Source organism: Kitasatospora cheerisanensis KCTC 2395 (assembly GCF_000696185.1).
GTDB lineage: Bacteria > Actinomycetota > Actinomycetes > Streptomycetales > Streptomycetaceae > Kitasatospora > Kitasatospora cheerisanensis.
The window spans coordinates 7,399,431-7,422,210 of record NZ_KK853997.1; the positions used below are offsets into that span (position 1 = coordinate 7,399,431).

19 protein-coding genes and 3 pseudogenes are annotated in these 22,780 nt (G+C 74.4%); 19 read left to right on the forward strand and 3 right to left on the reverse strand.

The window, feature by feature from the left end:
• The 4 genes and pseudogenes from KCH_RS42985 to KCH_RS33305 form a co-directional block, all read left to right on the forward strand.
• Window positions 1-205 (forward strand): annotated as a pseudogene (locus tag KCH_RS42985) (hypothetical protein); the annotation flags it as partial.
• A gap of 150 nt (window positions 206-355) precedes the next feature.
• Window positions 356-967, forward strand: coding sequence for an NADPH-dependent FMN reductase (locus KCH_RS33295; RefSeq protein ID WP_035869388.1), 612 nt, complete (start codon window positions 356-358; stop codon window positions 965-967).
• A 326-nt stretch (window positions 968-1,293) separates the two neighbouring features.
• Window positions 1,294-2,067: a thioesterase II family protein gene (locus KCH_RS33300; RefSeq protein WP_244305543.1), complete on the forward strand. Its 774-nt coding sequence runs from the start codon at window positions 1,294-1,296 to the stop codon at window positions 2,065-2,067.
• Between the two features lie 35 nt (window positions 2,068-2,102).
• Entirely contained in the window at window positions 2,103-2,657 is a 555-nt protein-coding gene (locus tag KCH_RS33305; RefSeq protein ID WP_035869392.1) for an NADPH-dependent FMN reductase, read from the forward strand.
• Window positions 2,658-2,860: 203 nt separating this feature from the next.
• Here KCH_RS33305 and KCH_RS33310 read toward each other — a convergent pair whose 3' ends face one another.
• A complete protein-coding gene (locus KCH_RS33310; protein WP_035869395.1) occupies window positions 2,861-3,724 on the reverse strand; it encodes an SCO6745 family protein in 864 nt (287 codons plus the stop codon).
• 196 nt (window positions 3,725-3,920) lie between these two features.
• Between KCH_RS33310 and KCH_RS33315 the strand changes: the two genes are divergently transcribed.
• The 5 genes from KCH_RS33315 to KCH_RS38205 all read left to right on the forward strand — a co-directional run bounded on the left by KCH_RS33315 (window position 3,921) and on the right by KCH_RS38205 (window position 11,925).
• A complete protein-coding gene (locus tag KCH_RS33315) occupies window positions 3,921-4,913 on the forward strand; it encodes a lipase family protein (RefSeq protein WP_035869398.1) in 993 nt (330 codons plus the stop codon).
• On the forward strand, window positions 4,910-7,069 hold the full coding sequence (locus KCH_RS33320) for a vWA-MoxR associated conflict system protein (RefSeq protein WP_035869401.1): 2,160 nt from the start codon (window positions 4,910-4,912) through the stop codon (window positions 7,067-7,069). Before KCH_RS33315 ends, KCH_RS33320 begins: the two co-directional genes overlap by 4 nt.
• Window positions 7,069-8,007 carry an AAA family ATPase gene (locus KCH_RS33325; protein ID WP_035869404.1) on the forward strand — a complete coding sequence of 313 codons (939 nt, stop codon included), beginning with the start codon at window positions 7,069-7,071 and terminating at the stop codon, window positions 8,005-8,007. Before KCH_RS33320 ends, KCH_RS33325 begins: the two co-directional genes overlap by 1 nt.
• Entirely contained in the window at window positions 8,000-9,565 is a 1,566-nt protein-coding gene (locus KCH_RS33330) for an SAV_2336 N-terminal domain-related protein (RefSeq protein ID WP_035869417.1), read from the forward strand. Before KCH_RS33325 ends, KCH_RS33330 begins: the two co-directional genes overlap by 8 nt.
• A gap of 149 nt (window positions 9,566-9,714) precedes the next feature.
• Complete coding sequence (locus KCH_RS38205; RefSeq protein WP_051653725.1) at window positions 9,715-11,925, forward strand: AAC(3) family N-acetyltransferase; 2,211 nt, start codon at window positions 9,715-9,717, stop codon at window positions 11,923-11,925.
• A 29-nt stretch (window positions 11,926-11,954) separates the two neighbouring features.
• Here the strand turns inward: KCH_RS38205 and KCH_RS33340 are convergent, their stop codons facing one another.
• Together KCH_RS33340 and KCH_RS33345 are read right to left on the reverse strand one after the other, a co-directional pair.
• Window positions 11,955-12,332, reverse strand: coding sequence for a fluoride efflux transporter FluC (locus KCH_RS33340; protein WP_035869420.1), 378 nt, complete (start codon window positions 12,330-12,332; stop codon window positions 11,955-11,957).
• The gene (locus tag KCH_RS33345) at window positions 12,322-12,819 is read right to left on the reverse strand and encodes a fluoride efflux transporter FluC (RefSeq protein ID WP_035869423.1); all 498 of its coding nucleotides are present in this window, start codon (window positions 12,817-12,819) and stop codon (window positions 12,322-12,324) included. The genes KCH_RS33340 and KCH_RS33345 overlap by 11 nt, the downstream gene beginning before the upstream one ends.
• A gap of 180 nt (window positions 12,820-12,999) precedes the next feature.
• Here KCH_RS33345 and KCH_RS33350 point away from each other — a divergent pair, with 180 nt between their 5' ends.
• From KCH_RS33350 to KCH_RS33395, 10 genes and pseudogenes are all read left to right on the forward strand, one after another.
• Window positions 13,000-13,980 carry an urea transporter gene (locus tag KCH_RS33350; protein ID WP_051653726.1) on the forward strand — a complete coding sequence of 327 codons (981 nt, stop codon included), beginning with the start codon at window positions 13,000-13,002 and terminating at the stop codon, window positions 13,978-13,980.
• 132 nt (window positions 13,981-14,112) lie between these two features.
• Window positions 14,113-14,406, forward strand: a pseudogene (locus tag KCH_RS33355) (urease subunit gamma); the annotation flags it as partial.
• A 910-nt stretch (window positions 14,407-15,316) separates the two neighbouring features.
• Complete coding sequence (locus KCH_RS33360) at window positions 15,317-15,790, forward strand: urease subunit beta (RefSeq protein WP_035869429.1); 474 nt, start codon at window positions 15,317-15,319, stop codon at window positions 15,788-15,790.
• The gene (ureC, locus tag KCH_RS33365; protein WP_035869432.1) at window positions 15,790-17,514 is read left to right on the forward strand and encodes an urease subunit alpha; all 1,725 of its coding nucleotides are present in this window, start codon (window positions 15,790-15,792) and stop codon (window positions 17,512-17,514) included. Before KCH_RS33360 ends, ureC begins: the two co-directional genes overlap by 1 nt.
• 3 nt (window positions 17,515-17,517) lie before the next feature.
• Window positions 17,518-18,264, forward strand: a complete 747-nt coding sequence (locus KCH_RS33370) for an urease accessory protein UreF (protein ID WP_084224075.1) — start codon at window positions 17,518-17,520, stop codon at window positions 18,262-18,264.
• Window positions 18,265-18,290: 26 nt separating this feature from the next.
• Window positions 18,291-18,911, forward strand: a complete 621-nt coding sequence (gene ureG / locus KCH_RS33375; RefSeq protein WP_035869435.1) for an urease accessory protein UreG — start codon at window positions 18,291-18,293, stop codon at window positions 18,909-18,911.
• A gap of 163 nt (window positions 18,912-19,074) precedes the next feature.
• Window positions 19,075-19,954: pseudogene (locus KCH_RS33380) on the forward strand (urease accessory protein UreD).
• Between the two features lie 178 nt (window positions 19,955-20,132).
• The gene (locus KCH_RS33385; protein WP_157032472.1) at window positions 20,133-21,404 is read left to right on the forward strand and encodes an ammonium transporter; all 1,272 of its coding nucleotides are present in this window, start codon (window positions 20,133-20,135) and stop codon (window positions 21,402-21,404) included.
• A 139-nt stretch (window positions 21,405-21,543) separates the two neighbouring features.
• Window positions 21,544-21,966, forward strand: a complete 423-nt coding sequence (locus tag KCH_RS33390) for a hypothetical protein (RefSeq protein ID WP_035869441.1) — start codon at window positions 21,544-21,546, stop codon at window positions 21,964-21,966.
• Between the two features lie 168 nt (window positions 21,967-22,134).
• On the forward strand, window positions 22,135-22,758 hold the full coding sequence (locus KCH_RS33395) for an HIT family protein (RefSeq protein WP_051653727.1): 624 nt from the start codon (window positions 22,135-22,137) through the stop codon (window positions 22,756-22,758).
• The last annotated feature ends 22 nt before the right edge of the window (window positions 22,759-22,780 follow it).

The window sequence follows — 22,780 nt, forward strand, 5'->3', positions numbered from 1 at the left end:
CGACAGCGTCCCCGCCGCCTCGCTCGCCGAGGTCACCGCCGCCGCCCGCAGCGCCTTCGTGCACGCGCTCGGCGACGTCATGGTGTGGTGCGCGGTCTTCGCGGCCGTCGGCGCGGCGATCGGCTTCGTCTTCATCCACCGGCGCGACCTGCACGAGAGCGCCCGCAGCGACGCCGCCGACACGACGGCGCCCGTGGCGGCCTGACCCGGCCGCACCCCACCGGCCCACCCCGGGCCGAACCCCCCGTGACGGCCTGATCGGGCCGTACCCGTGACGGCCTGACCTGGCGTCAGCCGAAACGGCCCGATCGGGCCGTACGTGTTGCGGCCCGACGGGCCGTCGGAAGGAGCGACGATGGAACAGCCGCTGCGACTGGTCGGCATCGGCGGCTCGACCCGGTTCGGCTCCACCGCCGAACGGGCGGTGCGCGCCGTCCTCACCGAGGCCGAACGGCTCGGCGCCCGCACCACCCTGCTGGCCGGCGACGACCTGCTGCTGCCGATGTACGACCCGCGCGGCCCGGTCCGCGGCCCGCGGGCCGAACGGCTGGTCGCCGAAGTCGCCGCCGCCGACGGCCTGGTGGTGGCCAGCCCCGCCTACCACGGCGGCATCTCCGGCCTGGTGAAGAACGCCCTCGACCACGTCGAGGAACTGCGCGGCGACGCCCGCCCCTACTTCACCGGCCGGGCCGTCGGCTGCCTGGCGGTCGGCGCCGGCTGGCCCGGCGCGGTCGCCACCGTGGCCGCACTGCGCGACGTGGTCTGCGCACTGCGCGGCTGGCCGGTCCCGCTCGGCGTGGCCATCAACACCGCCGAGGCCGGCTTCGGCCCCGACGGGCGCTGCACGGACGCCCGGCTCCAATCCCAACTGGAGACCGTCGCCGCACAGGTGGTCGAGTTCGCCGCGCTCCGACGGGCGGGCGCGGCCACGGCCGCGGGCGAGCTGATAGCGGCGGCCGGCGCATGAGCACGCTCCCCGGCGCGGGGCCGGCGACGGGTTCCGGTGCGGCGAGCGGTTCCACTGCGGCGAGCCGGGCCGGGGCCGTTCCCGGTGCGGCGAGCGGAGTAGGGTTGGTTGTTGGGTCGGCGACTGCTTCCGGTGCGGCTTTCGGAGTTGGGGCTGCTTCCGGTGCGGTGAGCGGACTCGGAATGGTTGCCGGGTCGGCGACCGGCTCCGGTTCGGCAAACGGGGCCGGGGCTGTTCCCGGCACGGTGAGCGGAGCCGGGTTGGCTGCCGGGCATGCGGGTGTTCCCGGCGCGGCCTGTGGTGCGGGTGGCGGGTCACGGCCGTTGTTGCGGGGCGCGCTGACGTGCCCCCGGCCGCGGCCGGACGCCACGCTGCGGCTGTTCCTGTTCCACCACGCCGGCGGCTCCCACCTGCTGTACCGGGGCTGGGAACAACTCTTTCCTGCCGACTGGGAGTTGTGCCTGGTCGACGCCCCCGGTCGGGGCCGGCTCTCGGACCGCCCGGCGCTCGCCCGGGCCGACCGGCTCGCCGACTACCTGGCCGGCGAGCTCGCCGACCGGCTCGACCGGCCGTACGCCTTCTTCGGCCACAGCATGGGCGCGCTGGTCGCCTGGGAGGTGGCCGCCCGGCTGACCGCCTCCGCGCACCGCCCGCCGCTCTGGCTCGGCCTGTCCGCCTGCGGGGCGCCGTCCACCGGCCACGGCTCGGGCCCGCCGGCCCGGCACCGGCTGAGCGACGAGGAACTGCGCGGCTGGCTGCGGGAGATGGGCGCCACCCCGCCCGCCGTGCTGGACGACGACCTGCTGTGGAAGGTGTTCGCGCCGACCTTCCGCAGCGACTTCGCGCTCGTCGACACCTGGCGGCCCGACCCGGACGCCGCGCCACTGCCCGTGGCGCTGTCCGCGTTCGGCGGCACCGCGGACCCGCTGGTCGACCGGCGGCGGCTGGCCGGCTGGGAGCAGCACACCCGGGACTTCCGGGGCCTGCACGTCTACAGCGGCGGGCACTTCTACCTGATGGACCACCGCAGGCTGATCAGCCGTCAGATCGTGGCGGCCGTTTCCGCCGTACGGCGTGCGGCGGCGGCCCCCGTCCGGTGACAATGGGCCGAAGCGGAACGACAGATGGGACAGCAATGAAGTTCGTGGCGATCGTCGGAAGCCTGCGTGCGGGCTCGCTCAACCGCGCGGTGGCGCTCAGTGCCGCCGACCTGTGCGACCCCGGCGTCGAACTGACGGTCTTCGAGGGCCTGGCCGGCCTGCCGTTCTTCGAGCACGACGTGGAGGTGGTCGCCCCGCCCGCGCCCGTGCTCGCCTTCCGGGCCCAACTGGCGGCGGCCGACGCGGTGCTGATCACCTGTCCCGAGTACGCGGCGGGCATGTCCGGCGTGCTGAAGAACGGTCTGGAGTGGATCGTCGGCGGCGGCGAGTTGGTCGACAAGCCGGTGGCCGTGGTCACCGCCTCGCCCGCCACCACCGGCGGCGAACGCGCCCGCGCCTGGACCACCGAGACGCTCCGGATGATGGGCGCGGACGTGCTCCCCGAGTCGATGTCCATCCCGGTCGCCGGCAGCAAGATCAAGGGCGGCCGGGTGGCGGACGAGGGCCTGCGCGCCCAACTCCGCGGCGTGCTCGCGGCGATGGCCCGCTCGGCGAAGGAGAAGGCCGAACTGGCCGCGGCCGAAGGCTGATCGGGCCGCGACTGAAGCGGACTGCGGCGGTGCACGAGGAGCCCCCGGGAGACATCCCCCGGGGGCTCCCGGCGCGTGGCGCTTCGCGCGTCTCGCTGTGGCGTGGCGCTTCGCGCGTCTCGCTGTGGCGTGGCGCTTCGCGCGTCTCGCTGTGGCGTGGCGCTTCGCGCGTCTCGCTGTGGCGTGGCGCTTCGCGCGTGTCGTTATCGTTTGCCGATCTGCGCCAGTGGCATGCCGTTCCGGGCCAGCAGGGTCCGGGACAGGGCTCCGGTCAGTTCGGTCAGCCGGCGGGTGCCCTCGGTGCCCAGGTGTCGGTAGGGGGCGGCGTCGAGGCGGTCCGTCTCGGCCTCCAGGGTGCGGCGCAACTGCTGGCCGTCGGGCGTCAGTTCGCCGTCCTGGTCGAGCAGGCCGCGCTCGCGCAGGCGGTCCTGGGCGGCGGCCCAGTCGCGTACCGACCAGCCGCGCTGCGGCTGAAGGAAGGACGGCTTCCAGTGCGCGCCGGTCGCACTGTGCGTCACCAGTGCCTCCAGGCCGTCGAGTTCGGCCTGCACCAGCAGGCCCACGTGGCCGTCGCCCCGGTACTCGCGCAGCAGCGTGAGGGCGTGCCACAGTCGCAGGTGCGGCGGCGCGGGGAGCGTCAGTTCGGCGTTCGCGGCGAACATCGGCCGCCCCGCCGGGGCGCAGCCCTCGGTGGCCCGCAACGCCAGCTCCGCTGCCTCCGCCAGTTCTGGCGAGGCCACCCCGTCCGCGCCCAGCAGGCGGGTCAGGCAGGCGTCCACGATCCGCCACCGGGTCTCCAGCACCCGCTCCGGCGACGCCGCGTCCCAGGCCCGCGGCAGGCAGCCCGCAATCAGTCGGGGGGAGAAGTTGTAGAACACCGCCCCCACCACGCCTGCCCCCACCCGGCCGAGCGGGGCGGCCCGTCCGGCCAGGTATGCCGTCGGCCCGCGGTCCAGCCCCAACAGCCCGTACCAGTCGTCGTGTTCGGGTGCGAAGTAGTACGCGGCATGCACCGGATGGTGGGCCGTGTAGCACCGACGCACGTCACGCGCAGCAATCTGCTCCATGCCCCCAACCTAGGGCCGCCGGCCCGCCCCCGTCCCGGGGAGCCCGAAACAGCCCCGGACACCCCGGACTCGGCCCGTCGGCCCGTCGGCCCGTCGGCCCGTCGGCCCGTCAGTTTCGGCGGCCCGGGCCGGACTTGGTACCGTGGCACCCCTCGCGTGCGCGAGTGTCGGGCCGGTCGGGTGGCGGGAGCGGGCAGTGACAGGGGAACGGGTCAGACCGCAGCTGGTGTTCGTGCACGGGATCGGCAGACCGCGCGACCCGCAGCAGGAACTCGCCGAGTGGACGCGCGCGTTGGCGGACGGCGCCCGCGCCGCCGGCTTCGCCGACGAGATCTCCGCGCTGACCATGGGCTGGTCCGCCGACGCCGCGTTCGCCCACTACGGCGACCTGTTCTACGACGCCGACGCCCAGGGCACGGGCGGACCGGGCGCGGGCGGACCGGGGGAGACCGACGAGGAGGAGGCCGCCGTCATGCTCGGCCTGCTCGCCGAACTCGTCGACGAGCTCCTCGAACGGGCCGAGGACGAGGACAGCCGCGACCTGCGCCGGATCCGTGCCCAACTCGCCCCGGACGACCAGGCGCAGGGCGTCGGGAACCTCGCCCGGACGCTGGCCGCCGGCCTCGCCGCGCTCGCCGCCGTCCCGGGGCTGAACGCGGGTGCGCGCGTCCTCAGCCGGCAGAAGATCCTCAGCATCGTCTCCCAGCCCGGCCGCTACCTCGCCCGGCGGGAACCCGACGCCGCCGGACGGACCTTGGACCGGCGGATCCGCGACCGGGTGCTCGGCTGTCTGGACCCGGCCCGCCCGGCGATCGTGGTCGCGCACTCGCTCGGCACCGTGGTCGCCCTCGAAGCGCTCGCCGAACACCCGGGCCCCGTCCCGCTGTTCGTCACCCTCGGCTCCCCGATCACCACCCGCGGCGTGGTCTGGCCGCTGCTCCGCCCCAGCCCGCCGGCCACCCCCGCGACCGTCGACGCCTGGGCCGACTTCCGGGACGGCGACGACCTGGTGGTCCCCAAGCGCCGCCTCGCCAAGGCCGTCGTCCCGAACGCCCGCGGCGTGCGGCCGCTCTCCGAGCGGATGGAGTCGGCCACCCTGTGGCCGCACGACGCCACCAGCTACCTGCGGCGCGCCGAGGTCGCCGACCCGGTGATGCGCGCCCTGGCGGCCCCGGCCGCCGTCAGGTGAACGCACGTCAGCCGCCGCCCAGGCACCTGCTGCTGATCGCCACCCAGTCGGACGGCGCGGAGAACGAGCTGAACGGTCTGGAGGCGGCGGCCGACGGGCTGCACGCCGTGCTCACCGACCCGGCGATCGGCGGCTGCACCGACAGCCCGGGCCTGGACGCGGCGCAACTGCGCTCCGGGCGGGTGCTGCGCGCCGAGGTCGACAGCGCCGTGCGTTCCGCCGTCGCCGCCGCCGGGCGCGCCCGGGCCACGCTGGTGCTGGCCTTCCTCGGCCACGGCCAGGTCTCCGCCGGCAGCAGGCTCTGGTACCTGGCCGCCGACAGCAAGGACGGGCAGAGCCTGGACTGCGTCGACCTCGCCCAGCTGGTCGCGCTGGCCGCGGGCCATCCGGGCCTGGCCGGGGTCGTGGTGCTGATCGACACCTGCCACGCGGCGGCCGGCATCCCGGACACCGGCAGCCTGATCGGCGGCTTCCGCGTGGGCGCGAGCAAGGTCGCCGTGCTGGCCGCCTGCGCCGCCCACGAACGGGCCTTCGGCCTGTCGCTGAGCCGCCGTCTCGCCGCCCTGCTGGCCGAAGGACTGCCCGGGGAGGGCGAGTTCCTGCCGGTCGGCACACTGGCCCCGCTGGTGCGGGACGCGACGGACCGTCAACTCGCCGCGGACTTCGCCTACAACGGCACCGGCGGCGTGCTCTGGCTGGCCCGCAACCGCCGGCACGACCGGGCCCCCGCCGGCCGGGCGGGCACCCTCGGCGCCGAGACCCTCGCCGCCGCCCTGCGCCGCTGGCCGGCCGCCCCGCCCGGTCCGCCCCCGCACACCCGCGACGGCCTCACCGCGCTCGCCGAACAGGCCGAGAGCGCCCAAGCCTGGGGCGTGCAGGAGGCCGCCGACGGCATCCTCGCCGCCATGGACGCCGCGGCCGTGCTGACCGAGCTGGCCGGAGCCTCCCTGACCACCGCCCAACTCCGCTCCCTGGTAGCCGAGTTCAACCGCCAGTGGCTCGGCCTGCGCCCGGGCCCGGTGCAGCCGCCCGAGGGGCTCGGCGACCGCGCACTGCTCCAGTACCTGCTGGAGGACGCCGTCCTGCGGGTGCCCGTCGGCGCGTCCCGGCACGGCGCCCTCGCCTGGTACCTGGTCGCCGCCGCGCACGCCTGCGGCCGCGACCCGCAGGACCGGCTGATCCGCGACTGGGCGCGCGAGGCCGACGCCGAGATCGCCCTCAACGACGCCGCGAAGCAGTACGCCGCGCACCGCGCCCGGGACACCGAACGGCGGCTGGTGGTCAGCCTCGACGCCGCGCAGGTCGACTGGCCGGACTCGCTGTCGGTGTGCGTCCGCGACGGCGCGGTCTGCGTCGACCACCGGCACTTCCCCTGCCCGCCCGACCAGGCCGGCGTCGAACGCACCCTGCCCGAGGTCCTCGACTGGGCCGAGAGCCTGCCGTCCGCGGCCGGCCCGATCGACGCGGTCGACCTCGTCGTCCACACCCCCGTCCTGCTGGACTGGCACCCCGAGGAGGCCCTCGCCGGCATGCACCTCCTCGGCGTCGAGCACACCGCGGCCCTCCGCTGGGCCGGCCGGCTGGTCGAGCCCCGCCACTTCCGCGGCATGAACCGCAAGGCCCGCCTCCAGCTCGAACAACTGCGGTGCGCCCCCTGGGGGCAGGGCCCGCCGGTGGACCGGGTCGACCCCGCCGAGACCGTCCTCGACACGCTGCCGGCCGACCTGGCCCGCGGCCGCTACCGGCCCGCCGTGCTGCTCACCGGACGGCCCGCCCCGACCGCGCTGCGCGCCCTGGTCGAGGCGTTCCTGCCCTACGCCCCGATCGTGCTCTGGCCGCGCGCCGACACCCCGCCCGAACCCGCCGACTGGGACTGCCTCGCCCACCTCTGGGACGGCCTGCCCGCCGGCTTCGGCGCCGCCTACCGCCGGGTCCTGACGGGCCGTGAGCCGCTCCCGCCGGTCGACCCCGTCACCGACGCCCACCTGATCCGCCTCGCCGACCTGCGCACCGCCTGGCACGACGCCGACTGGCTCGACTTCTGCGCGGGCTACCACCGGCACGGGCCCGCCGTCCCCGCCCCTGCCGTCGCCGTCCCCGCCGCTGCGCCCGCGCCCGCCGGTCCCGCCGCCGTCCCCGCCCCGAGGAGCACCTGATGTCCTGGAACAGCTACTACCGTGGCGACGGCGAACCCCGCGACGTGACCCTCGCACCCCCGCCGCCCTGGCGCCGCCTCGGCGAGAACCGCCCGCACCGCGCCTTCCTGCCGCCCGAGGGCCTCACCGACGCCGTCAACGCCGCCCTGTACCTGCACCGCCCGCTGCTCGTCACCGGCAGCGCCGGGACCGGCAAGTCGACGGTCATCGAACAGGTCGCCGCCGAGCTGCGCCTCGGCCCCGTGCTGAAGTGGCACATCACCTCTCGCAGCACCCTCCCCGACGCGCTGTGCCGTTACGACGCGCTCGGCCACATCCACGCCCTGCGGATCGGCGAAGCCACCGAGGCCGCCGCCGAACCCATCGAGTCCTTCCTCAAACTCGGCCCGCTCGGAACGGCCCTGCTGCCCGCCGACCGCCCCCGGGCGCTGCTCGTCGACGAGATCGACAAGAGCGACATCGACCTGCCCGCCGACCTGCTCGACGTCCTGGAGACCGGCGCCTACGAGATCCCCGAACTGGTCCGCCGGCCCGCCGGCCGACTGACCGTCAGCACCTGGGCCCCCGACCAGCGGGCCGAGATCGAGAACGGCCGGGTGCAGTGCACCACCTTCCCGTTCATCGTCATGACCAGCAACGGCGAACGGGACTTCCCCGCACCGTTCCTGCGCCGCTGCATCCGCTACGACATGCCCCGGCCCACCGCCGACACCCTGCGCCGCGCCGTCCAGGCCCACCTCGGCCTGGACGGCACACCGCTGCCCGCCGACGCCGCCGAACTGATCGCCGCCTTCGCCGAACGGGTCGCCCGCGGCGACCACCTGGCCGTCGACCAACTCCTCAACGCCGTACGGCTGGTGACCGACCCGGAGGCGCCGACCGGCGAACGCCGCAGCAGGCTGCTCGACCTGATGCTGCGGGACCTCTCCGGTGCGTGACCACACCGCCGACCTGGTCGCCGCCCTCGCCGCGCTGCTCCCGCCGGACGCCGACGCCGCCGCGCTGGCCGACGCGCTCTGGCTCGCCGCCGCCGCGCAACCGGCCGACGCACCGTCACCGGCCGTCGCCGCCACCGGAGTCGCCTCGCCCGCGCCACCCGCCACGCCGGCCCCGGCAGCCGCGCCGGCACCGCCCGCCGCGCCGCCCGAGGAACCGCCGCACCGCACCGCCACCCCGCTGTACGAACCGCCGGCCGCCGACCCGACCGGCCCCCGCGTCGAGGTCGCCGCCGCCCGCGCCCTCCCGCACGCGCTGGACGCCGGCCGCGCGCTGCGCCCCTTCAAACGCCGCTACCCGCGCGGCCCCCGACGCACCCTCGACCTCGACGCCACCGTCGACGCCTACACCCGCACGGGCGAACTCCTGCCCGTCCTCCGCCCCACCCCCGAACGCTGGTTCGAGGTCGTCGTCCTCACCGACACCGGCCCCACCATGGAGATCTGGCAGGACACCCTCGCCGAGTTCACCACCCTGCTCACCGGCCTCGGCGCGTTCCGCCGGATCCGCCGGCTCCACCTCCACCTCGACCCGCACCCCGCCGTCACCGACACCCGCGGCCGCCCCGTCCCCCCGGCCCGGCTCCCGCAACGGCGACGCCTCGTCCTCGTCCTCACCGACTGCGCCGGACCGCAGTGGCACCGCCCCGCCATCTGGCAACTCCTGCACACCCTGGGGCGCCCACGGCCCCATCGCCCTGCTCAACCCGCTCCCCGGCCGCCTGCGCCACCGCACCGCCCTCGACCTCCCCGCCGTCCGGGTCCGGCACCGCCGGCCCGACGCCCGCAACACCGAACTCGCCCACCGCCGTACCGGTGCTGCTCACCGCCACCTTCGGCCCCGACGCGGACTGGGTGCCGCTGCCCACCCCCACCCTCACCCCCGCACTCGCTGCGCCGCTGGGCCGACGCCATGATGCGGGGAGCCGCCGCGGGCCACGACGCCGTGCTCGTCCCCGCCGCCGGCACCCTGGTGTCGCCCTTCGCCACACCCGAGGACGACACCGAGGCCGCGGACCCCGCACTCCGGGCCGCCGCCTTCCTGCACACCGCGAGCCCCGCCGCCCGCCGACTCGCCGCCCTGTGCAGCCCGTTCAGCCGCCTCAGCCTCCCGCTGCTGCGCCTGGTCCGCCAGGAGGCCGTTCCCGAGGCCGGCACCGAGGACCTCGCCGAAGTCCTCACCTCCGGCCTGCTCGACACCACCACCCCCCACCGCCCTCACCTTCCACCCCGAGGCCCGCGCCGCCCTCGCCCCACCTCACCCGCCACGACGCCTGGACCGTCCACACCGCGCTCACCCACCACCTCGCCACCCACCACCCCCGCCCCGGCCACACCTTCCCGGCCGTCGCCTCCGCCGACCTCCCCGCCGACCTCCAGCCCTTCGCCACCGCCACCGCCGACCTCCTCACCCTCCTCGCCCCGACCCGCCGCCCCCGCAAGCCGGTCACCCGGCAACAGTCGGCCTTCCCGGACCCGGCGCGGAGCGCGGCCGTCCTGATCGGCATCCTGGAGCCCGACGAGCACGACGCGGTCGAGAACGTCCAGGCCTCGCTGGACGGGCTCGTCGGTGTCCTCACGTCACCGATCAGCTGGAACCTGCCCGTTGAGCGCTGCTACCTCCTCCCGGACACCAACGACCCGGAGCAGGTGCCCCGGCTGCTGACGGAAGCTCACTTCGCGGCGGAGGACGCACTGCTCGTCTACGTGCACGGCGACGAGTTCCCGGGCGGGCTGGACCGGATGCTGAGTTCGTTCCTCCGCACCAGGCACCGGTCCTCCGACCGGACCACGGTGCTCCTGATGGACGGCGAGAAGGTGGTGGAGCTGGTCGGGCCGATCGAAGAGGACTTCGACCAACTCGCGGGCTCCATCGCGGTCCTGGCAGTGGACCGCCGCCCGGCCGCCGACTTCAGCCTGGCCCGGCTCCTGGCGGCCGAGGCCGAGACCGGAATGCCCGGCGGACCGGACACCATCGACCTCGACGTCTTCGTGGAACGGTCGCTCAGGCGAGCGCCCGACTGGAACGCCAGCAGCCTGCGGTTCCACCCGGCCGGCTCCGTGCCCGCCCTCCTGCGCAACCGCCAGGCCCTGCCGTACACCACCCCCGAGGTGCGGACCGACTACCTCGCCATCCGCAGCGACCTCGACGCCCACGGCCGCGGAGTCCCGGACGACGTGGCCCCGATCCTGCTGGCCCTCATCGCGTTCTCGCACAGCTACGCCCGGCAGGAGGCGTACGCGGACACCTGGGAGACCGACACCGCGGAGGCGCTCGCCGACTTCCTGCGGCCGGCCCTGGTCATCGACACCGACGAATCCTCGGACGGCGAGCCGCTGTACTGCCGCCGGCCGGAAGCCCTGCTGGGCCTGCCGGTCGAGATCCAGCCGACTTCCGCCGACGGAGCTCTGGTGGTCCGGCTCGCCCGGCCCATGAGCGAGCCGTTCCGGGTCCTGCTGCACGTCGGCCCCTTCGACCGCCCGCTCGGACACCAGGTCTTCAGCGAGCAGGGCTGCTGCACCGTGGTCCTACGGGTCCGGGCCCCCGGCCCGGCCCGCCGTTGGGCCGTTCTGGCGGCCGACGTCCTCGTGCCGCACGACGAGGGACGACGGCTCCCGGGCGACGCGGCCAATCAACTCGCGGACCTCCGGGCGCAGCTGAGGTCGGCTGCCGGCCGCCTGTTCCAGAGCCCTGCCGTGCACGTCCAGTTCCTGACGTCCCTCGCCGACGACCTGCACCGGGCCAGCAGCAGCCTGACCCGCCGACCACTCGTCCTCGTCATCGGCCGGTCTCCGAGCGCCCCCGAGGGCAACAGCGGGGCGGCGCTGATGTGGCAGGCCGTGGACGAGAAGTGGCGTGCCCTGCGCGGACTGGGCGGCACCCTCGCCGTCCTCCTCACGGACGAGGTCCACCAGGAGATGCAGCTGACCGGCAGCACGGCGACGCAGCAGTACGTACCGCTCTCTCTGAACGGCGAATCCGGCGAGGAGCAGGCCTGGTTCGGCGTGGTCGGGCTCACGGGCGCGGAGGTGATCGCGCTGCAGCGCCCGACCGCGAGCCTCTCCGCCCCGCGCCACGTCGGCTACTCCGACAGCCGACTCGTCCGCCAACTGCGGGACTTGGGCGTCAGGCAGGGCGGCGTGCTGTTCGTGCAGGCGGACGACCGGGTGTTCGCCGCGGCCCGCCCCGACCAGCTGATCGCGGCACTCCTGCAGGTGCTGGGACCGGAGGGCACCGTGGTGATGTCGGCCGCCACCCCGGAGAACTCCCCGCAGTCCGCGTACACCCGGGCCGCGCTCGCCGGCCTGACGCCCGCCGCCCAGGAGGTCTACCGCTCCCACATGCCGCCCTTCGACCGCGCCACCACGCCGGTGTCGGCGTCGGCCGGTTCGCTCGGGGAGTTCCTCCGGAGCCACCCGGGCAGCGTGCGCAGCGACCACCCCCAGCACTCGTTCGTCGCCCTCGGCGGGTGGGCGCAGTACCTGATGGACCGTCACCTGCTCGAGTCGCCCCACGGCGAACACTCACCGCTCCGGAAGCTCTACCAGAGCCGCGCCCAGGTCCTGCTGCTGGGCGTGCCGCTGAACCGGTGCGTGGCGTGGAACCTGGCGGCGGACCGGATCCCGAACCCGCCGACGGTGGTCGAGTCCTGCGTCGTCCACACCCCCGAGGGCATCGGCCAATGGGTCGGGTTCCGCGCGATCGCCGCCCCCGACCTGACCGCGCCGGAGCTTCGCGAACTACTGGAGACACAACTCCCGCTCCAGCGGGGCCTGGTGGCGGACCAGCCCGCCATCCTGGTCCCCGTGGAGGCCGGCGTCGACCTGGTGGCTGCCTGGCTGACGGACACCGCGAGCTGACGACCCGCCGCTGCGCGGTGCCCGAGGTCTCACCACAGGGCGCTCGCGACGGCCGCGCCCGCGAAGGAGAGGGCGGTGCCGAGGAGGACACTGACCGCCAGGTACAGGCCGGAGAGGGCGATCCGGCGGGTGGAGGCGAGGGTGAAGACCTCGTAGGAGAAGGTCGACCAGGTGGAGAGGGCGCCGCAGAAGCCGGTGGCGAGGAACAGTTCGGGGCGGGGGCCGAGATGGCCGCGGAGGACCGCCTCGGAGAGGAAGCCGAGCAGCAGGCAGGCGGCGGCGTTCGCGGTGAGCGTGCCGAACGGGAACGGGCTGTGCACCCGGGACTTGACGGCGACTCCGGTGAGGTAGCGGGCCGGCGCGCCGATCAGGCCGCCGGCCAGGACGAGCAGCCAGTCAGTGAGCACCGGCGGCCTCCTGGTGGGCGGGGACGCCGACGACCGCGCGGGCCGCGAACACGCCGAGGGTGACGCCCGCCAGCGCGGCCAGCACGGTGACCAGCAGGTAGACGACCGCGGTGCCCGGGGCGTCGCCGCGCACCAGCACCCGGATGTTGTCGGTGTAGTGGGAGAAGGTGGTGAACCCGCCGAGGAAGCCGGTGCCGAGCAGGGCGCCGACGAGCCGCTTCGCGGCGGGGAAGCGGTCCGCCAGCACCGTGAGCAGCGCACCCATGGCCAGGCATCCCGTCGCGTTGACGAGCAGGATCGGCCACGGGAACTCCGTGCCGGAGGTCGGCCAGAGCCGCTCGATCCCGTAGCGCGCCGCCGCGCCGAACGCGCCGCCCACCGCGACCGCCAGGACCACCGGGTACTGCCGGCCCGGGGCGTGCTCGGAGTGGGCGTGGCCGGGCGGGCGGACCGGCCGGTCCGCCGTGCCGAAGTACGGGTTGGTCATCGGGAGCGCGCCCTTCCTCGGGATCGGGGGTGTCGGCCGTACAGGCGAACCTCGGTGACCACCGGCTGCTGCGGTGCACGCACAGACAGGTGGCCGGGCTAAACATGACTGCCGGACAGTTCCGGTGCAGAGCACCGTATTCCAGGAATCTCGCCCTTCCGGTGGCATTCAGGAGAAAACGTGACACGAAGTGCCCCCGATGGCCCCCGGCCGGGCCCCGGGCCGACCTGGGACCGGGAGCCGCTGGCCTACCTGGTGGCCTCGCTGCGCGGCGTCGGGCAGGTCGACCTGCAGCCGCAACTGCTCACCGGCGCGCTCATCCTGGCCGGGCTCTGGGCGGCCGGCTGGAAGGTGGGCCTCTTCGCCTCCCTCGGCACCCTGATCTCCACCGCCGCCGCCTACGCCTTCGGTGTCGACCGCGGGTCCATCTCCCAGGGCCTGCAAGGGTATTCGGGCTGCCTGACCGGCATCGCGCTGGTGACGTTCCTCGGCCACCACCCCGCCACCTACATCCTCACCGTGGTCGGGTGCGTGGTCTGCACCGTCCTCACCGCCGCCCTCGCCGTGCTGGCCCGGCCGTACGGGCTGACGCCGCTCACCGCGCCGTTCTGCCTCGTCTCCGGAGTGATGGTGCTCGGCGCGCCGTCCTTCGCCCGGATCTGGCACGGCGCGCCCCCGCCGGCGACCGATCCGACCGTGGGCGACACCGGCATCACGTTCTCCGACCTGTGGCACGCCTTCTTCACCAACGTCTCGCAGGTCTTCCTGGTGAACAGCTGGTACGTCGGCCTGATCATGCTGGCCGGCCTGGCCTGCGCGGGCGTGCGGGTGCTGCTCGCCGCGGCGCTCGGAAGCATCGCCGGGATCGTCGCCGCCTGGGCGCTCGGCGCGCCCACCGAGCAGATCGCCAACGGCATCTACGGCTACAACGCGGTCCTCGTCGCCATCGCGGTCGGCGCGGTCTTCCTCGCCAACACCCCCTGGAACGCGGGCTACGCGCTGTTCGGCGCCGCCCTGTCCACCGGCCTGACCGCCGCGATCACCTCGCTCTTCAAACCCTTCCACGGCCACACCTTCACCTGGCCGTTCATCCTCAGCACCTGGGCGCTGATGGCAGCCGTGCCCCTGCTGCCCAGACTCCGCCCCGCCCCGGCGGGCTGACGCCCCGTCACCGTCCGCCCCCGGTGCTGGGAGAGCGCGGCACCCGCAGCCGGCTCCCGGCACCTCCGCGCCGCGCCCGTCCCCCCAGCCCACCACCCCCGTCCCGAGGAAGGCGCCCCCGATGAACCTCGCCCCCGTGAGCTCGACAAGCTCGTCGTCTACGTGGTCGCGGACCTGGCCCGCAAGCGCCAGGGCCGCGGTCTCAAGCTGAACTACAGCGAAGCGGTCGCCCTGATCACCGAGGCGATCCTGGAGGCCGCCCGGGACGGCAGGTCGGTCGCCGACTGCATGGAACTCGGCCGGCACGTCCTCGGCCCGGACGCCTGCATGGACGGGGTGCGGCAGATGCTGCCGCTGCTCCAGGTCGAGGCCTCCTTCGTGGACGGCACCAAGCTGGTCTCGGTGCACGACCCCATCGGGGGCTGACCCGTGCCCGACCGCATCCGGGTGCTCGCCGTCTGCGGCCACGAAGCCGCCGGCGGCACCGCCCTCCAGCACCTCGCCGGCCCCGGCACCGCGGTGGTCGGCGCCGGCCGCGAACTGTACCGGGCACTCGCCTCCGGGCCGGCCCGGCAGGGCGTCGCCGTCGTCCCGATGACGCTGGGCCGCGACCCCGAACTCGTCGCGGACACCGCCCGGACCGTCCGCGCCCTGCCACCCGAGCTGCGCGACGGCGTCGCCGTCGCCGCGCCCTTCGGCACCCCCGACCACCTGGTCGGCTGGCTGCGGGCCGCCGCCACCACCGTGCCCGCCGACGCCGCACTGCTGCTCGCCGCGCCCGGCGCCGACCCGTACCAGGACGCCGAACTGTTCCGGGTCGCCCACCTGGTGCAGCGCCACGGCCGGCACCGGCTGGTGGAGACCGCGCTGCTCGCCGGCGATCTCGACCCCGCCGAGGGCGTGCGGCGCTGCGCGCTGCTCGGGGCGCGCCGGGTCGCGGTGCTGTCCGCATCCTTCGTGCGACCCGCGCGGCCCACGGCTCCTGACGGCGTGTCGGTCACGGACGCCGGGCCGCTGCTCGGCCCCGCCGCGCTGGCCGCCGTGCTGTCCGCCCGGGCCGCCGCCGCCGTGCAGCGGCTGCGCGAGCACCGGGACGACGGGGTCGGACGCGCGCTGGCCGCCGCCGAAGGACACGGCCGACCCACACCCACGGGCCCGGCGAGCACGGCCACGCGCACGACCACGGCGAGCACGGCCACGCGCACGACCACGGCGAGCACGGCCACGCGCACGGGCCCGGCGTGGGCTCCCACGACCACTCCCCGCAGGCGCAGCAGCACACCCCCTCGTCCCCGGATGCCCGTCCCCTCGCGGCGACGGGCGCAAGGAGCCACCAGTGACATTCGGCAAGTACCTGTACGGCGATGGACAGATCGAGATCAACGCGGGCCGACGGACCGTCAAGGTCGAGGTGGTGAACACCGGCGACCGGGCGGTGCAGGTCGGGTCGCACTACCACTTCTTCGAGGTCAACCCGGCGCTGCGGTTCGACCGCGACAAGACCCTCGGCATGCACCTGAACATCCCGGCCGGCACCTCGGTGCGGATCGAGCCGGGCGGCACCCGCGAGGTCGAGCTGTGCGAGTACGGCGGCACCGGCCGGCTGGTCGGCTTCAGCGGCCTGCTGAACGGCTCCACCGTCTCGCACCCCGCCCGGCTGGAGGCGTTCCACCGCGCGCTCGAACTGGGCTTCCAGGGCGCCCAGGAGCAGCAGGGCACACCGAAGAACCCCGCGAAGCCGAAGAACCCCGCGGGCCCGAAGAACCCTGCGAAGCCGAAGAACCCCGAGAAGAAGAAGGGCGCCCGCTGATGCCGATCCTGTCCCGCCAGCAGTACACCGACATGTTCGGGCCGACGGTCGGCGACCGCTTCCAACTCGCCGACACCAACCTGGTCGTGGAGGTGGAGAAGGACTTCAGCGAGGGCCTGTACGGCGACGAGGTGGTGTACGGCGGCGGCAAGTCGATGCGCGACGGCATGGGCTCGGATCCGCAGGCCACCGCCGCCCAGGGCGCGCTGGACACCGTGATCACCAACGTGGTGGTGATCGACCCGATCCTCGGCATCGTCAAGTGCGACATCGGCATCAAGGACGGCTTCATCGCGGCGATCGGCAAGTCCGGCAACCCGCAGACCCAGAACAACGTGCACCCGAACCTGGTGGTGGGGCCCGGCACCGAGGCGATCTCGGGGGAGCACCTGATCGCCACCGCGGGGGCGATCGACACCCACGTCCACCTGATCTCGCCGCAGCAGGCGCAGCAGGCGCTGACCAACGGCATCACCACCCTGATCGGCGGCGGCACCGGCCCGGCGGACGGCACGAACGGCACCACCTGCACCCCGGGCCCGTTCAACATCGCGCGGTTCCTTCAGGCCTGCGAGGAGGTGCCGGTCAACATCGGCATCATGGGCAAGGGCAACGGCAGCCTGCCCGGCGCGCTCGACGAGCAACTCGCTGCCGGAGCCTGCGCGTTGAAGGTCCACGAGGACTGGGGCGCGACCCCGGCGGTGATCGACAACGCGTTGAGCGTCGCGGACCGGCACGACGTGCAGGTGGCGATCCACACCGACAGCCTGAACGAGTCCGGCTTCTTCGAGGACACCCGTTCGGCCATCGACGGGCGCACCATCCACACCTTCCACTCCGAGGGCGCGGGCGGCGGGCACGCCCCCGACATCCTGCGGGTCACCGGCGAGCCCAACATCCTGCCGTCCTCCACCAACCCGACGCTGCCGTACACCAAGAACTCGGTGGACGAACTGCTCGACATGGTGATGGTCTGTCACCACCTGAACCACGACATCCCGGAGGACGTGTCCTTCGCCGACAGCCGGGTCCGGGCCGAGACCATCGCCGCCGAGTCGGTGCTGCACGACCTCGGCGTGATCAGCATGTTCTCCTCCGACTCGCAGGCGATGGGCCGGGTCGGCGAGTCCGTCACCCGCTGCTTCCAGACCGCGCACCACTGCAAGGACAAGCGCGGACCGCTCGACGGCGACAGCGCCCGCAACGACAACCAGCGGGTGCTGCGCTACCTGGCCAAGGTCACCATCAACCCGGCCATCGCGACCGGCATCTCGGACTACGTGGGCTCGCTGGAGCCGGGCAAGCTGGCCGACATCGTGCTCTGGCCGATCCACTCCTTCGCCGCCAAGCCCAAGATGATCATCAAGGGCGGGATCATCTCCTGGGCGCAGATGGGCGACCCGAACGCCTCCCTGCCCACCCCGCAGCCGGTGATCTACCGTCCGATGTTCGGCCAGTTCGGCCGGGCCCAGCAGGCCACCCACGTCACCTTCATGTCGCAGGCCGGGATCGCCGCCGGCGTCCCCGAGGAACTCGGCCTGCACCGCAGGGTGCTGCCGGTGCGCGGCACCCGCGTCATCGGCAAGCACAACATGGTCCGCAACAACGCCCTGCCGGAGGTCGCCGTCGACCCGGAGACCTTCAAGGTCACCCTGGACGGCGAGGCCGCCACCATCGAACCTGCCGCCTCGCTGCCGCTCAACCACCTGTACTTCGTGGTGTAGCGGATGATCCCCGCCCCGGACCGGAACCCGGACGGCACCGAGCAGTTCCCCGAGCAGCCGCTCGGGGGACTGCCCGCGCTGCTGGCCGGCCTGCAACTCGCCGACTCCGCCTTCCCGAGCGGCTTCTACACCCTCTCGCACAGCCTGGAGGGCTACGCGCAGGCCCGCGCCGTCACCCCCGACACGCTCGCCGCGCTGCTCGCCGACCTGCTCCGGCACGCCGTCGGACCGGGCGACGCCACCGCGCTGGCACTCGCCCACCGGGCGGCGGCCGCAGGCGAGTTGACGGTCGCCGCCCGGGTCGACCGGCGACTGCACGCGGGCAAGCTGAGCCGCGAGATGCGGCAGGCGGCCACCCGCACCGGCCGCCAACTGCTGGACCTGGCCGCCGAGGTCTTCCGGGAACCCGGGATCGCCGACTACCTGCGGCTGGTGAAGGACCGTCAGGCCCCGGGCTGCCAGGCCGTCGCCGCCGGGGTGGTGTACGCCGCCGCCGGCGTCCCCGCCGCCCACGCGGTGGCCGCCGACCTGTTCGCGTTCAGCGCCAGCTTCGCCGGCGCCGCCCTGCGCCTGCGGCTCACCGACCACCGCCGGGCCCAGGTGCTGCTGCACGGCGCCGCCCCCGTCATCGAGGAGACCGTACGGGCCGCGCTGCGCCGCGAGACGGCCGACCTCGGCTCCACCGCCTTCGCGTCGGACATCATGTCCGGCCGTCACGAGCGGGCCGAGGCCCGCCTGTTCGCCAGCTGATCGAACGTCACCCGAGGGAGCGCACTGTGGACGACAACGTACTGCGGATCGGCATCGGCGGCCCGGTCGGCTCCGGCAAGACCGCGCTGATCGAGGCGCTGGTGCCGGTGCTGATCGCCCGGGGCCACCGGCCCGCCGTGATCACCAACGACATCTACACCCAGGAGGACGCCGAACACGTCCGCCGCACCCTGGCCGGCGTCCTCGCCCCCGAGCTGGTGGTCGGCGTGGAGACCGGGGCCTGCCCGCACACCGCCGTCCGCGACGACCCGACGATGAACCTGGCGGCCGGCGCCGAACTGCTGGAGCGCTTCCCCGAGGTCGACACCCTGCTCTACGAATCCGGCGGCGACAACCTCACCCTGACCTTCAGCCCCGCCCTGGTCGACGTCTTCGTGTTCGTCCTCGACACCGCGGAGGGGGAGAAGATGCCCCGCAAGCGCGGCCCCGGCATCACCGAGTCCGACCTGCTGGTCATCAACAAGATCGACATCGCGCAGTACGTCCGCACCGACATCGGCGTGATGGAGTCCGACGCGCACAAGGTCCGCGACGGCAAGCCCGTCATCCTCACCAACTCGCTGGACGGCACCGGCATCGAGGACCTCGCCGCGTTCCTGGGCGGCCGCCGCAAGGCGCTGATCTGACATGACCTCCGCCCCGCCGCGGCCGACCGTGACCACCGACCCGCCCGACCCGTCCGACCGGGAGCCGGGCCGCGCGTTCCCCGACCCGTCCTCCGAGCACCGCCGGCCCGCGGCCGACCGCCTCGACCCGGCGCACTGGCGGCCCGGCCGCCTCCCCGCCGAGGTGTCGGGCTGGCCGCGCGCCCCGACACCCTGCCCCCGGGCTCGCCCGCCAAGGTCGGCATCCTCGACCTGGCCTTCGAACTGCGCGGCGGCCGCACCGAACTCGTCGAGCGCTACCAGAAGACCCCGCTGCAGATCATGCGCCCGCTGCGGCTCGACCCCGACCGTCCCGGCGACGCCTACGTCTTCCTGATGGCCACCGGCGGCGGCGTCACCCAGGCCGACCGCTACCGGATCGACGCGCGCTGCGGCCCCGACACCCGGGTCCACCTCACCACCCAGGCCGCCACCAAGGTCTTCCGGATGGAACAGGACTACGCGAGCCAACGCGTCCACCTGACCGCCGAACGCGGCGCGTACCTCGAGTACCTGCCCGACCCGCTGATCCCGTTCCGCGACGCCCGCTACTACCAGCACACCACCGTCACCGTCGCCTCCGGCGGCACCGTCGTCCTCGGCGAGACCCTCACCGCCGGGCGGCTCGCCCGCGGCGAGCGGCACGACTACCGGGTGGTCGCCACCGACCTGGAGATCACCCGCCCCGACGGCGCCCTGCTCGCCGTCGACACCCAGCGGCTGGTCACCGGCGGCGACCGACGCACCGTCACCGGCCCGCCGTGTTCGCCGGACACGACCACGTCGCCACGCTGTTCGTGGTCAGCGACCTCCGCCCCGCCGGCGAGATCGCCGACACCCTGCACCGCGCCCTCGACGGGCTGGGCCCCGACTACGGCGTCTCCACCCTCCCCGAGGAGTCCGGCGCCTGGCTGCGCCTGCTGGAGGACAGCCCGACCCGCACCGCGGCCGCCCTCGACACCGCCTGGCGGGCCGTCCGCCTGCTGCTCACCGGCACGCCCGCGCCGGCTCTGCGCAAGACCTGACCGCCCCGCCGCACCGGGCCGGCCGCGCGCGGGGAGACCCAACAGCAACTCCCCGCCCGGCCCCGGGTCCGTCCCGTACCCCCAGGAAGTGCCGAGGAAATGCCCATGCTCTCCGCGCCCCGCCGATGCCCCGGCCTACAACGCCGGCGACACGGCCTGGCTGCTCGCCTCCACCGCCATGGTCCTGCTGATGACGCCCGGGCTGGCGTTCTTCTACGGAGGCATGGTCCGGCTCAAGCACATCCTGATGATGCTGAAGATGAGCTTCGCCGCGCTCGCCTTCGGCAGCCTCGTCTGGTGGGCGCTCGGCTACACCCTCGCCTTCGGGCCGGACGTCGGCGGGGCCGGCCTGATCGGCAACGTCGACCGGGCGTTCTTCCGCGGCATCCAGCTCAACACCCTCACCGGTGCCATCCCCACCTACATCTTCGCCACCTTCCAGATGGGCTTCGCGATCGTCACCGTCGCCCTGATCAGCGGCTCCGTCGCCGACCGGGCCCGGATGCGCGGCTGGCTGGTGTTCGTCCCGCTCTGGCTGCTGCTGGTCTACGCGCCCGCCGCGCACTGGGTGTTCGCGCCGGACGGCTGGATCCACGACAAGCTCGGTGCGCTCGACTTCGCCGGCGGCCTGCCCGTCGAACTCAACTCCGGCGCCGCCGGACTGGCCGTCGCCGTCGCCCTGCGCGGCCCCCGCGACTGGGCCCGGCGGGAGGAACGGCCCAACAACATCCCGCTGGTGGTGATCGGCGTCGGGCTGCTCTGGTTCGGCTGGTTCGGCTTCAACTCCGGCTCGGCGCTCAACGACCAGGGCACCGCCGCCGCGGCCTTCCTCAACACCCAGCTCGGGGGCGCCGCCGCGATGGTCACCTGGCCGCTGGTCGAGAAGTGGCGCACCGGGCGGGTCAGCACCACCGGCGTGGTCTCCGCGGGCGTGGCCGGCATGGTCGCCATCACCCCCGCCTGCGGCGAGATCAACCCGCTCGGCGCGGTGATCACGGGCCTGGTGGCCGGACTCGTCTGCGCCTTCGCCGTCACCCTCAAGTACCGCTTCGGCGTGGACGACACCCTCGACGTGGTCGGCGTGCACGGCGTCGGCGGCATCACCGGCCTGATCATGGTCGGCCTGTTCGCCACCGCCCGGATCAGCGGCCGCGAGGGCCTGTTCTACGGCGGCGGCTGGAGCCTGCTCGGCAAGCAGGTGCTCGCCGTGCTCGCCATGGCCGCGTTCTCCTTCCTGGTCACCTGGCTGCTCGCCAAGCTCGTCCACGCGGCCGTGGGCTTCCGGGCCGAGGCCGCGTACGCGCACGTCCCCGGCGGCGAGGCCGAGACCGCCTACGACACCCTCACCGCCGAACGCCTCACCACCCTCGCCGCCGAGGGCGCCGCCCGCAGCGACACCGAACTCGTCCACCGCATCGCCGAGCTGCTCCGCGCCCGCCGCCAGGACTGACCGCCCGTCAGAACCCTTCCGCCGACTGCGCCCTGCGTTCCGTGTTGTTGAATTGATATGAACGCGTCACTGTGCGTTCATGATCGATGGTGAGTGTACGCAGCGAAGACAAGCGTCCACTTTCCGGGAAAGAGGAACGATGCGCAGGATCCTCTCGGCACTGGCGGCCGGGGCGACCGCGGCGGCACTGGGCCTGGTCACGGCACCCGCCCACGCCACCACGACCGACGTCACCATGTCCTTCGGCATGTCCTACGGCAACAGCACCACCTCGGGAACGATCCACTTCACCGACGGCTACACCGCCACCGTCTCCGGCGCGGTCCACGCCGCCAGCGGCCAGCGGAGGATCTGCAGCGAAGCGACGAACGGCGACTACTACCTGAGCGGCCCGTGCAGCGCGTGGGCATCCGCCGGCGGCGCGAACCAGCCGTTCACCTTCGACCTGCGCATCGCCGTACCGGGCGGCGTCCAGCGCGTCTACCTCACCATGTACGACGAGGGCGGCTCCGGAGTGGCCCGCGAATACTGCACCCGCAGCGGCTGCACGCGGGTGTACTGACCACTGACCACGGGCCCCGCTCGCGAAGGCCGCGCGTGATCCGGCTCACCGCCGGCCCCTGACCCGCCGTCACCACCGGCCCTCGCCCGGCCGGATCGCCCGCGGCGGACGGGAACCGGCACGGCGGGGGTACCGCCGACGGGGCGTCGTGTGGCAGTCTCGGCAGCCATGATCAACGACTCCACCGACCCCGCCGGCCCCGACGCCTACCTCGCCCGCCTGCCGATCGGCGAGCGCCCGACCATACCGGCGGACGCCGCCCCGTCCTGGGACATCTTCCCGTACGAGGGCGACCTGACCGTCCGGGTGCTGCAGCCGCCGCTGCTGCCGGAGCCGGCCCGGCACGGCGAAGCAGGACCGGAGAGCTGCGGGCAGTGCGCCCGCCCGGACTCCGACTTCCTCTGGACCGACGAGCACTGGCGACTGAGTGCCACCGACGCGCCGAACGGCCTGCCCGCCGCCCTGCTGCTCCAGCCCCGCGCCCACCACGATCTGCTGGACCTGCCCGCCGAACTCTCCACGGGGCTCGGCCCGATGCTCCAGCGCGTCGAGCGGGCCGTCCTGTCGCTCGGCGGCATCGGCCGGGTGCACGTGAACCGGTGGGGCGACGGCGCCGCGCACCTGCACCTCTGGCTGATCGCCCGACCCGAGGGTATGACCCAACTGCGCGGCTCCACCCTGCCGTTGTGGATGGACCTGCTGCCGCCCCTGCCCGCCGGCGTCCGAGCCGAGCGGGCCCGCCGCATCGCCGCCGCCATGGCCACCGAGGGCGGCACCGCACACGCGCTCTGAGCCCGACGCCCGCCGTCGACGG